General features: G+C 49.8%; 11 protein-coding genes and 1 other RNA gene. All 12 read left to right on the top strand.

Going from position 1 to position 13,821, the window contains the following annotated elements; translation table 11 throughout:
- Positions 1-158 precede the first annotated feature (158 nt).
- The 12 genes from rnpB to murC all read left to right on the top strand — a co-directional run bounded on the left by rnpB (position 159) and on the right by murC (position 13,810).
- Positions 159-524: RNase P RNA component class A (gene rnpB / locus ACRJJO_RS17210), an RNA gene on the top strand.
- Between the two features lie 836 nt (positions 525-1,360).
- Positions 1,361-1,828, top strand: a complete 468-nt coding sequence (gene mraZ, locus ACRJJO_RS17205) for a division/cell wall cluster transcriptional repressor MraZ (RefSeq protein ID WP_431066873.1) — start codon at positions 1,361-1,363, stop codon at positions 1,826-1,828.
- Between the two features lie 114 nt (positions 1,829-1,942).
- Positions 1,943-2,869 (top strand): 16S rRNA (cytosine(1402)-N(4))-methyltransferase RsmH, encoded by a 927-nt coding sequence (gene rsmH / locus ACRJJO_RS17200; RefSeq protein ID WP_431066872.1) that lies wholly within the window; start codon positions 1,943-1,945, stop codon positions 2,867-2,869.
- Entirely contained in the window at positions 2,866-3,144 is a 279-nt protein-coding gene (gene ftsL / locus ACRJJO_RS17195) for a cell division protein FtsL (protein WP_431066871.1), read from the top strand. The genes rsmH and ftsL overlap by 4 nt, the downstream gene beginning before the upstream one ends.
- Entirely contained in the window at positions 3,145-4,884 is a 1,740-nt protein-coding gene (locus tag ACRJJO_RS17190) for a peptidoglycan D,D-transpeptidase FtsI family protein (RefSeq protein ID WP_431066870.1), read from the top strand.
- On the top strand, positions 4,881-6,347 hold the full coding sequence (locus tag ACRJJO_RS17185) for a UDP-N-acetylmuramoyl-L-alanyl-D-glutamate--2,6-diaminopimelate ligase (protein WP_431066869.1): 1,467 nt from the start codon (positions 4,881-4,883) through the stop codon (positions 6,345-6,347). The genes ACRJJO_RS17190 and ACRJJO_RS17185 overlap by 4 nt, the downstream gene beginning before the upstream one ends.
- A complete protein-coding gene (locus ACRJJO_RS17180) occupies positions 6,344-7,705 on the top strand; it encodes a UDP-N-acetylmuramoyl-tripeptide--D-alanyl-D-alanine ligase (RefSeq protein WP_431066868.1) in 1,362 nt (453 codons plus the stop codon). Before ACRJJO_RS17185 ends, ACRJJO_RS17180 begins: the two co-directional genes overlap by 4 nt.
- Before the next feature lies 1 nt (position 7,706).
- The gene (mraY, locus tag ACRJJO_RS17175) at positions 7,707-8,789 is read left to right on the top strand and encodes a phospho-N-acetylmuramoyl-pentapeptide-transferase (protein ID WP_431066867.1); all 1,083 of its coding nucleotides are present in this window, start codon (positions 7,707-7,709) and stop codon (positions 8,787-8,789) included.
- Entirely contained in the window at positions 8,786-10,162 is a 1,377-nt protein-coding gene (murD, locus tag ACRJJO_RS17170) for a UDP-N-acetylmuramoyl-L-alanine--D-glutamate ligase (protein ID WP_431066866.1), read from the top strand. The genes mraY and murD overlap by 4 nt, the downstream gene beginning before the upstream one ends.
- Complete coding sequence (gene ftsW / locus ACRJJO_RS17165) at positions 10,159-11,337, top strand: putative lipid II flippase FtsW (RefSeq protein ID WP_431066865.1); 1,179 nt, start codon at positions 10,159-10,161, stop codon at positions 11,335-11,337. The genes murD and ftsW overlap by 4 nt, the downstream gene beginning before the upstream one ends.
- Positions 11,319-12,374: an undecaprenyldiphospho-muramoylpentapeptide beta-N-acetylglucosaminyltransferase gene (murG, locus tag ACRJJO_RS17160; RefSeq protein ID WP_431066864.1), complete on the top strand. Its 1,056-nt coding sequence runs from the start codon at positions 11,319-11,321 to the stop codon at positions 12,372-12,374. Before ftsW ends, murG begins: the two co-directional genes overlap by 19 nt.
- Positions 12,371-13,810 (top strand): UDP-N-acetylmuramate--L-alanine ligase, encoded by a 1,440-nt coding sequence (gene murC, locus ACRJJO_RS17155; RefSeq protein ID WP_431066863.1) that lies wholly within the window; start codon positions 12,371-12,373, stop codon positions 13,808-13,810. Before murG ends, murC begins: the two co-directional genes overlap by 4 nt.
- The last annotated feature ends 11 nt before the right edge of the window (positions 13,811-13,821 follow it).

Genomic DNA, 13,821 nt, shown 5'->3' with positions numbered 1-13,821 from the left:
AGGAAAGAGGAAAGAGGAAAGAGGAAAGAGGAAAGAGGAAATTAGGACTTGACAAATGGGTTAAATTTCTCATCATTTCACCGCTCACCGCTCACCGCTCACCGCTCACTGCAAATTAATTTTCCGTCAAGTATTTAATTCACGTATAATTTCCGCCGAGAGTCGGCCGGACAGTCGCTGTTTTGCCTTCGGGTAGAAGAGAGGAAAGTCCGGGCTCCATTGGGCAGAGTGCCAGGTAATGCCTGGGAGGCGCGAGTCTACGGAAAGTGCCACAGAAAATATACCGCCCCTCACCTAGAATTTTCATTCTAGGTGAGGGGTAAGGGTGAAATGGTGCGGTAAGAGCGCACCGCGCGACTGGCAACAGGCGTGGCAGGGTAAACCCCACTCGGAGCAAGATCAAATAGGGGAACAGACGCGTGGCCCGCGCGGTTCCCGGGTAGATCGCTCGAGCCGTAAGGTGACTTGCGGCCTAGATGAATGACTGTTCGCGACAGAACCCGGCTTACAGGCCGACTCTTTCCCATTACCGAGTTTTTGCGTCTGTGCAAATAATAACGACGCATTCCCCCTAAATCCGATCGCCGTATAAAGTCTCAAGAGCGATGGGGGATTCAGATAGTCTCAGTCCTTAGCGGCATTACCGTTTTCAAAATCCATATAGTGCTCTTCTTTCTCAGTGCGACAAAAAACCTATTTTCATGCCTTTAATATTGTAAACCAGGTTCAGGGCTATTTGTTGCCGATTAAGTTTTACGGTGGCAGCAAGTTCTTTCAGCAATTCCTAGTTTGAGCATTCTCACTGGATTTAGGGTGTGGGGTATCCCTGTCGAGGAACGTCGTAAACCCAGCACCTAAATTACCCAAAATAGTTAACCATAGCCAATGAGCTATGGAATTTAGGTGCTGGGTAAACCCATCCATGGGGGCTTGACGGTAGCTCGAACGTCAAGGATGGCGTGAATGCTGATTTTGCATGGAGCAAAAATCTGCCCTGCTGCCGACATCCTTGCCAAGCATACTCCACACCCTGTTTGATCCCAAAATTGGGAATTGCTAAAGTTCTTTGCAGTATTTGTCGGATTGGATTTGCTTAATCCTAAGATGGTTCTGATTCGACACCTTATTATTTGGTAATAGTTTTGTTTAGCATTATGAATTAACTTTCTGATAAGGCGGATAAATTATTTTTCCGGCTGTGCCCTCTTCAAAGCGTTTTGTTCTGTTTTCATAAGTCATTGTCTTGTCGAAAATAATTAAATTCAAATCGATCTTGACTAAGGTCAGATTGAAATCTATAGTGAACAAAAGTGGTGTAAAGTGGAAAAAAAGGGATTTTTTTGGCGAGCTGGGGCTTATCTTGTTAAGAGGCATCAATCCAATCAATCTTGACGCGAAAGGGCGTTTTGCAATTCCGACTAAATATCGGGAGGAGTTGATGGAAAGTTGTGATCGCCAATTGATTGTCACGGTTGCGGTCAATGAGCATTGTGTCGGAGAGAGCGGCTGTTTGTGGCTCTATCCGTTGCCGGAGTGGGATAAAGTCGAGCAAGCAATTCTTAAGAAGCCGACCTTGAATAAAATGTTGACGAAGCTCAAGAGATTCTTAATCGGAAACGCGACAGAATGTGAAATGGATGCGCAAGGCCGGGTATTGTTACCGGAAAAATTGAGAACCTTTGCCGGCATGGACAAGAAAATTATGTTAGTCGGGCAATTGAACAAATTCGAAATATGGAATGAGGAGGCATGGAATGCCAAGGAAGCCGAATGGATGAATAGCGACGATACCGAAGGTCTCGAAGAACTAGGTTCTTTGTCTTTTTAACCCAGCCTTAATAATTTGTAGTGACTGTGGATCATGGCATTGAATATGATCATTAAATTTTAATTCTTTTCCTCGCCAAATGTTAGGGCCGGGTTAATACGGGAGATTTATTCAATGGAGCATTTGCCCGTATTGTTTTCGGAAGCGTTACAGGCGCTTGCCATTAAAGCCGATGGCATTTATATCGATTGTACGTTTGGGCGTGGCGGACACAGCCGGGGGATTTTAAATCGGTTAGGTCCTTCCGGCCGCTTACTCGCCTTAGACCGGGATGCCGATGCGATTCAATCGGAATGGGCGCGAGAAATAGCGAGCGATAAGCGTTTTAGCCTGCATCATGCATGCTTTTCGTCATTACAAGCTATCGCCGAACAGGAAAATGTGCAAGGGCGGGTGGATGGCCTGCTAATGGACTTAGGCGTCTCGTCGCCGCAATTGGATACCCCCGAACGGGGGTTTAGTTTTTTATATGACGGCCCTTTGGATATGCGTATGGATCATCGCTCGGGTTTGTCTGCAGCACAATGGTTGGCCGAAGTCGATGAGCGCGATTTGGTTCAAGTGTTATTCGAATTCGGGGAAGAGCGTTTTGCACGTCGAATTGCTCGCGCCATTGTCGAACAACGCCGGGAGCAACCGATATCGACGACGCGGCAACTTGCCGAGCTAATTGTAAACAGTGTGCCTGTTAGAGAAAAGCATAAACACCCTGCAACCCGGACTTTTCAAGCAATTCGGATTGCGGTCAATCGAGAGCTCGAAGAATTGAAAAGCGGTTTGGAACAGGCTGTCGATGTATTGAAACCCGGAGGACGCCTGGTTGTGATCTCGTTTCATTCATTGGAGGATCGAATCACCAAACGCTTTATCCGCGCTGAGTCAGGTGCCAAGCACGATCCAGGTAGATTGCCGATTATGGAATCTGAGATAAAGAAGGGTATTTTGCGCAAAGTCGGCAAGGCGATTAAAGCTGATGGAGACGAGGTGGCGAAAAATCCACGGGCAAGAAGCGCAATCATGCGCGTAGCGGAGCGGTTGTGACGGAAACCAGGGGCGCTATTTTATCCTTGGCTGGTTTGTTGCTGTTATTACTGGGGTCTGCACTTGGAGTCATTTACAGCAAGTATCAGTCTCGATTGCTGTTTGTTGAAATACAGCAACAAGAGCGCGAGCTGGATCGATACGAAGTGGAGTGGGGGCAATTACAGTTGGAGTTGACGACATTAGCGGAAGAAAATCGAGTCGAACAAATTGCTCGGGATAAGCTAAAACTGATCATGCCGGAACGAGACAAAATTATTTATTTAAAGCCTTAGATGCACGGTTTTTCAACGCGTAAAAAAAAGGGTGAGCCGGAAACGGACTTTACCGTCAGGCGTAAAGTCTTACTGGTTTTTATGCTTGGAGCTATGGGATTGCTGGCTGTTCGGGCCTTCGATCTGCAAGTATTGAGAAAGCAATTTCTCAAGCAGCAGGGCGACATGCGTCATGTCAGTTCGGTATCGGTGTCTGCTTATCGAGGTATGATACTGGATCGAAACGGCGAACCATTGGCGATCAGCACGCCGGTTCAATCGATTTGGGTGAATCCGCAAGAACTCGCGGGTGCCGAACCGGCTGCAATCGGGCAAATGGAAAAGCTTCTTGATTTGCCCGATAAGAAAATTAAAAACATGATCGTGCCAGGTACTAAGCGGCGATTTGCTTATGTTAAACGGCGCATCAATCCGCATTTGGCTGCGCAAGTAAAAGCATTAGATGTTCCAGGTGTTTATTTCGAGCGGGAATTTAAACGCTATTATCCGGCGGGCCCGGTATCGGCACATTTGGTAGGTTTTACGAATGTCGACGATGTCGGTCAAGAAGGTATTGAGCTTGCCTATGATTCAGTACTGAGAGGGACGACCGGGAGCAAGCGGGTTATTCGCGACGGCAAAAGGCAAATTATCGGTGATGTCGAGGCGATCTCCGCACCGGTCGATGGACGGAATGTGCAGTTGAGTATCGACGAGCGTATTCAATATTTGGCTTATCGAGAATTGCAATCGGCAGTGCTAGAGCACCGCGCGAAAGCAGCGGCATTGGTTGTCTTAGACGCAAAAACCGGCGAGGTGCTGGCCGATGCTAATCATCCTGCGTTCAATCCAAATACCCGAACGCACCTTAAGGGCAATGCTTTTAGAAATCGAGCGATTACCGATGTTTTCGAACCGGGGTCGACGGTCAAGCCCTTTGTTATCGCAGCGGCGCTCGACGGCGGTTACATCAAGCCCGACTTAAAAATTGAAACGAATGGAATATACCGAATTGGCCGCAATGTCGTCAGGGACGTGCATAACTACGGCACACTCGATTTAACGCATGTCTTGAAAAAATCAAGCAATGTTGCAACCAGCATTGTCGCACTAGAGATGCCGCCGGACTATTTTTGGGGCATTTACAATCAATTGGGATTCGGCAACGCAGCGGGTATCGGTTTCCCAGGGGAAGCAAGTGGTAGCGTGCTGGATTACCAGCGGTGGAATCAATTCGCACAGGCGACCATATCGTTCGGCTACGGCATGAATGCTTCGGTGTTGCAGTTGGCAAGGGCTTATACGGCATTGGCCGATAACGGCGTGCTGCATTCGGTTAGTTTGTTGAAGCGCGATCAGGACCCCGAAGCCAAACGTGTGTTTTCCGAGAAAACGGCCCAATTGATTAGAACCATGCTGGAGCAAGTCGTGTTGAAAGACGGTACCGCCTATCAGGCTAGAGTCGATGGCTATCGAGTCGCAGGCAAAACCGGAACGGCTAAAAAAGCCGGCGAGGGCGGCTATAAAGAAAAAAAATATTTATCGATTTTTGTCGGTATGGCACCGGCTAGCGATCCGCGCGTCGTGATCGCGGTGATGGTGGATGAACCCTCGGCTGGTGCTTATTACGGAGGTGCGGTGGCAGGTCCCGTATTTTCCAAGGTAATGGCCGGTGCGCTGAGAATACTCGATGTCGCGCCGGACCAAGAAGAAACCATGCCGGTTTTGATCAGCAAAAGCCCGGATCTCGTAGCGCAATGAAATTAGCAGACCTGCTCTCGGGAAATGCACGGACCGGAGCGGATATCACCGTTCAAGGGTTATCTCTGAATAGTCGCAATATTAAACCGGGCGACGTGTTCATCGCCGTGCAAGGCGTTAGGCAGCATGGCTTGGCGCATGTTCGCCAAGCTCTCGACCTCGGGGCAAGTGCGGTGTTCTATGAGCCTCGTGGGACGAGCGAATGGTTAGACGTTGATCATCGTGACGTGCCATTTATCGCGGTCGAAGATCTGAATATGAAGTTGGGAGAGATCGCAAGCCGATTCTACGGCGATCCGTCCGGTCGATTGCATGTGATTGGAATAACCGGCACTAACGGAAAAACTTCGTGCAGCCAGTTTTTAGCTCAAGCCTTGGATCGATGCGGGATTATCGGTACCTTAGGTTGGGGAGTTTGGGGGCGCTTACACCAAACGATCAATACGACCCCGGATGCATTGGCGATTCAATGCATGCTGGCGAATTTGGTCGACGACCGACTGGCGGCGGTTGCGATGGAAGTTTCCTCGCATGGCTTAGAGCAGGGACGAGTGAACGGTATCCGTTTTCAAGGGGTCGTTTATACGAATATCAGTCGCGATCATTTGGATTATCACGGCTCGATGGAGCGGTATGTTCAAGCCAAATTAAAGTTGTTGGCAATGCCTGGTGTGAAGTTTGCCGTGATCAATTTGGATGATGCCTACAGTCAGCAAGTGCTGGCAGCGGTTCCCGACGGTGTGCTCGTATGGGTCGGCAGTCTCCGAGGCAAAACCTTACCCTATGGCGAATCGGTTCTCGGCGATTCGCTTCGTCAGACATTATTAGGAATCGAGCTTAACTTGAGCTGGCGGGATCGACAAAAAAAAGTTTGTATCCCTTTATTTGGTGAATTCAACGCGGAAAATGCGGTGACGGTTTTTACCACGTTATTGGCTTCCGGCATGGGTTTTGACGAAGCGGCTATCAAAATCGAAAGCTTACAAGCGATCCCAGGGCGCATGGAGCGTTATGGCGGCGACGATGAGCCATGGGTTTTTGTCGACTATGCGCATACGCCGGATGCTCTTGAAAAAGTATTGAAGGGACTTCGTAAGCAATGCGAAAAAAAATTGACGATCGTATTCGGCTGCGGCGGCGATCGCGATGAGGGCAAGCGGTCGCAAATGGGCAGTATTGCACAACAGTGGGCTGACCGGGTTATTTTGACAGATGACAACCCGCGCGGAGAAGCCCCGGAAATGATTGTCGAAGCCATTATGGAGGGCTGTCGGTCGGGCGGCGTTTCCGTCATTCATGACAGGGCGCTGGCGATACAAACAGCGATTAGCGAGACCGGCTCCGGCGATTGTGTGTTGATCGCGGGTAAAGGTCATGAAGAATATCAAGAAGTGAAAGGCCGAAAGATACCTTTTAGCGATAGAGAGACTGTAATAAAAGCACTGAGGTTAGCCAGGCAATGAAATTAATGTTGAGCGAAATCGCGAATTGTGTCGGTGGAGTTCTATTCGGCGAGGATCAGGTCGTTACGGGAGTCAGTATTGACACGCGCACCATCGAACCGGGCAGTCTCTATTGCGCGATCAAAGGCGAGCGATTCGATGGCAATGATTTTGCCGGCAATGCCGAGCAGGCCGGAGCGGCCGCGGCGATCCTAAGCCGTAAGGTTGAGGTGGCGATGCCGGTTGTCGTAGTGCACGATACCCGCCTGGCTTTGGCTGAATTGGCTGGTTTTTGGCGGAACAGACAATCCGCGCGTGTGGTCGGCATTACCGGCAGCAATGGCAAAACCACGGTCAAAGAAATGACCGCCGCGATATTGGGGGGGCAAGGTCCTGTTCTTTATACCCAAGGCAACTTGAACAATGACATCGGTGTGCCGTTGACCTTAATGAGGATGAGCGCAGAGCATCGCTATGCGGTGATCGAAATGGGCGCGAATCATGCCGGTGAAATTGCCTATACCAGTCGATATGCCAAGCCGCATGTGACGATTATTTGCAATGTCGGTCCCGCGCATTTAGAAGGCTTCGGCAGTGTCGACGGCATCGCTCGAGCGAAGGGCGAAATTATGGGCTCTCTCGGATCGGATGGGACGGCCGTGCTGAACCATGACGATACTTATTTCGGTTATTGGCTGGAGTTGGCAGGAACACGCAAGGTATTGTCGTTCGGGTTAAAGCCAGGCGCCGATATTCGTGCCGAAAACATCATAACGCGTATCGAAAACGGCGAATTTGCGACAGCTTTCGAATGGGTTCATGGTTCGGTGAGTTATCCGATGCGGCTCAAATTGGCCGGCCGGCATAATGTACTGAATGCCTTGGCCGCAGGTGCCGCCGCTACCGCATTGGGTTTTGAGCCGATGACGATCAAACAAGGACTGGAAAAGGTGCATCCGGTTACCGGGCGTTTACAGCCGCTGGTCGGGCGTCAGGGCAATATCGTGATTGATGATACCTACAACGCTAACTCGGCATCGCTGAAGGCGGGGCTCGATGTGTTGATCGAATGCGGCGGTGAGCCCTGGGTGGTTTTGGGGGCCTTTGGCGAACTGGGACCCGAAAGCGCAGAAATACACCGCGAAATGGGCGAAGACATGAAAACGATTGGTGTAAAAAGGCTGTTCGCGACCGGATCCGACGCTCGGAATACCGTGCAGTCTTTTGGTGAAGGAGGCATTTTTTACGAAACACAAGATGAATTGACAGAAGCTTTGAAGCGCGAAATGAACGGTCATGAAACCTTACTAGTTAAAGGGTCGAGGACCCAGCGCATGGAACGTGTGGTCGGAGCCATCGTAGAGAATTACAGGAAATAGAATGTTACTTTATTTAACCGAATATTTGATGACGCTCGATAGCGCGTTTCGGGTTTTTCAATATTTGACGATGCGGGCCATTTTGGGTGCGCTCACCGCGTTGATTATCTCGCTGGTGATCGGGCCGTTCATGATCAAAAAATTGACCAGAAGAAAAATCGGTCAATGTGTGCGCACGGATGGGCCTAAAACGCATTTCGACAAAGCCGGAACGCCGACGATGGGCGGTGCATTAATACTGGTTGCGGTTGGCATTAGTACCTTGTTATGGAGTAATCTCGACAACCGTTATGTCTGGGTGATTTTTATCGTTACGATGGGCTTCGGCATCATCGGTTTTGTCGACGATTATAAAAAAGTCATGCTGGGTAATAGCGACGGGTTGTCGGCCAAGGCCAAATATTTTTGGCAATCGCTAATCGGAATGAGTGCAGCCGTCTACTTGTTTGTCACAGCAAGCGCACCGGCAGAGACTCAATTCATCGTGCCTTTTTTCAAAGATGTCGGTATCGAAATGGGGTGGCTATATATTGTCATGACTTATTTTGTCATCGTCGGAAGCAGCAATGCGGTGAATTTGACCGATGGCTTGGATGGCTTGGCGATTATGCCGACTATCATGGTGGCGGCAGGACTTGGGGTATTCGCCTATTTGTCGGGCCATGTCGAGTTTGCGAAATATTTGGCGATCCCGTTTTTACCGAATTCGGGCGAATTGATCGTGTTTTGCGCTGCGTTAATCGGCGCCGGGCTAGGTTTTTTGTGGTTCAACACCTATCCTGCCATGGTGTTCATGGGCGATGTCGGCGCTCTGTCGCTTGGCGCGGCGCTGGGTGTCTTGGCGGTGCTGGTTAGACAGGAAATTGTTTTGGTGATTATGGGCGGCGTATTCGTGATGGAAACCCTGTCGGTGATTATACAAGTCGCGTCATTCAAAATGACCGGTAAACGCGTGTTTCGCATGGCGCCGATTCATCATCACTTTGAATTGAAAGGTTGGCCGGAGCCGCGCGTTATCGTCAGGTTTTGGATCATTACCTTTATTTTAGTACTAATCGGTTTGTCGACTTTGAAGTTGAGATGACGATGAATGCAGTCAATACAGCCACGGCTTTAGCCGAAAAGTTTGGTCTGGATTCGATCAATTCTAGAGCCCTGGTAGTCGGAGCCGGCGAAACGGGGTTCTCGGTTGCTCGTTTCTTAGATACACAAGGGATACGCTTTGCCATCGTCGACAGCCGGGCAAAGCCGCCGCTGCTCGACAAGCTATTGGAAAACCTGCCCGATGCGGCGGTATTTACCGGCGGTTTCGATGCCGATGCTTTTAAAGTTGCGACTCATTTGATTGTCAGTCCTGGCGTTTCTCTTAGTGAGGATTCGATCGTCAAGGCGCATGCGCAAGGCGCTAAAATCATCGGCGATATCGATTTGTTGGCGGCTTGTGTTGCGGCGCCGATCGTTGCGATTACCGGATCGAACGGTAAAAGTACCGTTACGACCATGCTCGGTGCAATGGCAAAGGAAAGCGGAAAAAAAGCGGCCGTCGGAGGCAACTTGGGTACGCCTGCGTTGGACTTATTGGGACCGGATATCGAACTTTATATTTTGGAATTATCCAGTTTTCAATTGGAACGTACCGAGATACTGAATGCTTCTGCAGCGACAGTGTTGAATATATCGCCCGATCATCTGGACCGATATAGCAATGTTGCTGAATATGCTCGGGAAAAACAAAAAATATTTCGGGGCACCGGGGCAATGGTTTTGAACGCCGACGACCCCTTGGTTATCGATATGGCTGTGCCGGGTCGGAAAATGTCGACTTTTGCGATTAATAGCGAGGCGGAGTTTCATTTGTCTTGGGATGGCCATAAAGGATTTTTGATGCGGAATGACAAGCGTTTGATGACGCTGGACGAGTTGCCGCTTGAAGGACTGCATAATGCCGCGAACGCATTGGCGGCAATAGCGTTGGGTGCGGCGATCGGTTTGGACGAACAGTCGATGTGCAAAGCATTAAAAAAATTTAAAGGTTTAGATCATCGCATGCAGCGAGTTGCCGTTAAAAACGGTATCACTTGGGTCAACGATTCAAAGGCAACGAATATCGGTGCCTGCGTTGCGGCATTAGAAGGTTATACCCGGCAGGTGATTTTGATAGCAGGTGGCGATGCAAAGGGCGCGGACATGAACGAATTAGTCCCGGCGATCAAGCGCCAAGCAAAAAGCGTGATTCTAATGGGCAAGGACGGGCCTTTAATCGAGCAAGCATTGAATAACAGCGTGCCCATTTATAAAGCTGAAAATGTCGCCCGGGCGGTAAAAATTGCTGCTGAAATTGCCGATGAAGGCGATACCGTATTGCTTTCTCCGGCTTGCGCGAGTCTCGATCAATATAAAAGCTATAAAGAACGCGGCGAAAAATTTGCGACTTCAGTTATGGAGCTAAAAGCATGAGCCTTCAGATAGCGCCAATTAAAGGCGGCCGGTTTTATTTCGACCCGTTATTGCTTGCGGTAATTACGGGATTATTGCTTATTGGTTATGTAATGGTGTCGTCTTCTTCGTTGCACTTGGGTGCGAAACTGGACAGCAACAGCTTACTCTATCCGATCAAACAGATGATCCATATTGGACTGGGTTTGATGTTGGCGGCCGGCGTTTTTACCGTGCCGCTCAGCAAATGGGAGCAATGGGGGCCGAATTTATTCGTATTCGGTCTCGGTTTGTTGGTATTGGTATTGATACCAGGGCTTGGCGTCAGGGTCAATGGTGCGGTTCGTTGGTTATCGGTAGGCGGTTTCCGTATTCAGGTTTCGGAAGTCGTAAAATTGATTTCGGTCATTTATATGGCGAGTTATGTCACGCGTTACGAGGGCTCGGTTAGAAATTCTTCGTTCGGATTAATTAAGCCATTGTTGTTGTTCACGGTTGCATGCGTATTGTTGCTGATGGAGCCCGATTTCGGCTCGGCAGTCGTGATTCTAATTATTGCCTTGGGCGTGATGTTTTTGGCCGGTGCCCGATTATGGCAATTCGGCATCTTATTGGCCTCAGTTTTAGCGATGGCCGCGATGCTGGTGATTGTTTCGCCCTATCGTCTACGTCGGGTGATCAGTTTTTTGGATCCTTGGGCTGACCCGCAGGACACCGGTTTTCAATTGGTTCAGGCGTTGATATCGTTTGGGCGGGGCGAGTGGTTCGGCGTAGGACTCGGCAGCGGAATTCAAAAATTGTTTTATTTGCCCGAGGCGCATACCGATTTTTTGTTTTCGGTGATTGCCGAGGAATTGGGTTTGTTAGGTGTCGTCACGGTTATTGTACTGTTCGCACTTTTGGTTTGGCGCGCTATTGACATAGGCGCCAAAGCCGAAGCGGTCGGTAATAAATTTGGAGCTTTTATTGCCTACGGTACCGGGATTTGGTTCGGCTTTCAGTCGTTCATCAATATGGGTGTCAACATGGGAATGTTGCCGACTAAAGGCTTGACTTTGCCGCTGATGAGTTACGGAGGCGGCAGCATGATCGTGATGTGTTGTGCGGTGGCAATATTGTGTCGAGTCAATAGCGAAGTCCAGGAAATGACAGCAAGTCAGCCAAAAAGGAGGCCGGTTTGGGCGCGCGTATCTTAATTATGGCAGGCGGAACCGGCGGGCATGTGTTTCCGGCACTGGCGGTAGCCAATTATCTTGTCGAACAAGGCTGGCAAATGAGTTGGCTCGGAACAAAAAACGGCTTGGAAAGCCGCGTCGTTCCGGCGCACAAAATTGATATCGATTGGTTGTCGGTGGCGGGTGTTCGCGGTAAAGGGCTGTTTTCGAAAATCAGGGCCTTATTGTTGTTGATCAAAGCTTGCGGACAAGCGTGGTGGATTTTGCGCCGACGCAAGCCGGATGTCGTTTTAGGAATGGGCGGCTTTGTCGCGGGGCCGGGAGGACTAATGGCTAAATTAATGGGCATTCCTTTGGTCATTCACGAACAAAATAGAGTGCCGGGTACGACTAACCGCTTATTGGCAAGATGGGCTAACCGAGTACTGGAAGCTTTTCCTGGAAGTTTCGATAAAAAAATAAATGCACTATGGAGCGGCAATCCGCTACGTAAAGAATTAATCGGGATTCCTGAAAAAAAAGCGCGACAGCCCGGAGAAGCGCTCAGGTTGCTGGTCATCGGCGGTAGTCAGGGGGCGCAGGTGTTGAATCAAGTTGTTCCGGATGCGGTTGCGGCCGTGAGCGGATTGAACGTCAGGCATCAAACAGGCGAAATCATGCGAACTCAAGTCGAACAGCGTTACCAAGAATTAGGTGTCGATGCAGAGGTATCTGCATTCATCGAAGATATGGCAGAGGCATACCGATGGGCCGATATCGCGGTATGCCGAGCCGGGGCTATGACGATTAGCGAATTGGCTGCAGCCGGTATTCCGGCGGTATTGATTCCATTACCGCACGCAATTGACGACCATCAAAACGCGAATGCGCGCTATTTAGCCGATGTCGGAGCGGCCATGATCCTACCGCAGATAGATTTATCGCCCGAAACATTGGCTGAGCGAATTAAGGACGTGATCGAACGTTTAGCTGAAATGAGCAAGAAAACAAGAGCCTGTGCCAAGTTAGATGCGACAGCGGCTGTGGCATTGTGTTGTCAAGCGGAGTCCGGACGATGAATCTTCCGAAAGTCAAAATGCCCACCAAGGCCTTAGGTAACATTGATCGCATTCATTTCGTCGGTATTGGCGGTACCGGTATGAGTGGAATTGCCGAAGTTTTATCGAATTTAGGTTACCAAGTTTCAGGATCGGATCTTAAGGAAAGCGCTGCTACCAAAAGATTGGTTGAACTAGGTGTTAGCGTCACTATCGGGCATCGCCGAGAGAATATCAGCGATGCCGATGTGGTTGTCGTTTCGTCGGCAGTCGACCGTAGCAATGCGGAAATCGACGAAGCCATTATCAAGCGAATCCCGGTTATTCCCCGCGCCGAAATGCTTGCCGAATTAATGCGTTTCCGTTTCGGCATTGCCGTCGCCGGAACGCATGGAAAGACGACGACGACCAGTTTGATTGCGAGCATCCTAGCGGAAGCCGGCCTAGATCCGACTTTCGTTATCGGAGGGCGGTTGAATAGCGCCGGGGCGAATGCCAAACTTGGGCAAGGATATTATTTAGTTGCCGAAGCTGATGAAAGTGATGCCTCGTTTTTGTTTTTACAGCCGATGATGGCGGTCGTGACCAATATCGATCAGGATCATATGGCGACCTATCAAGGCAGCTATAGCAATCTAAAAGATACTTTCATCAAGTTCATTCATCAATTGCCGTTTTACGGATTAGCGGTGATATGTATCGATGATGAAGGTGTTCGAGAAGTGTTGTCGCAGATGTCCAAACCCTTCAAGACATACGGGGTTGATAAACAAGCCGATGTTCGGGCTGTTGAGGTCGTTCAAGACGGTATGTTTACCACGTTTACGGTATTACGTGTCGGAGGCTACGAACCGCTGAAGGTAACTTTGAATATGCCGGGCTGGCATAACATGCTTAATGCATTGGCGGCGATTGCGATCGCGACGGCTTTGGATGTCGAAGACGAAGCCATTGTCAAAAGTCTTCAAGCATTTAAAGGCGTCGGAAGGCGGTTTCAAATACATGGCGATTTGCCGATCGATAAGGGCAGATTAACGATGGTCGATGATTACGGGCATCATCCCCGCGAAATTGCCGCGACGCTGGAGGCTTTGCGGCAGGCATGGCCGAATCGGCGGGAAGTCATTGTTTTTCAACCGCATCGCTATACACGTACTCGGGACTTGTTCGAGGATTTTGTACAGGTGCTGTCGAGTGTCGACGTCTTGATTTTGCTTGACGTTTATTCGGCCGGAGAAACTTCGATTACCGGAGCCGACGGACGAGCCTTGAGCCGCGCGATCAGGGTTAGAGGGCAAGTTGATCCGGTTTTCGTCGAAGACTTGGACGAGCTACCGGAAATATTGGCCGGCATTTTACAAGCCGGCGACGTGTTGCTAACGATGGGGGCTGGCAATGTCGGACAAATTGCTGCCGATTTGCCGGAGCAATTGGCGGCAGCGTTGGAACTTCGTTGATCGTAGACGCC

This window comes from Methylotuvimicrobium sp. (assembly GCF_050611805.1).
GTDB lineage: Bacteria > Pseudomonadota > Gammaproteobacteria > Methylococcales > Methylomonadaceae > Methylotuvimicrobium.
Note: the sequence above shows the minus strand (reverse complement) of the source record. Positions and strands in the feature narration are given on the sequence as shown.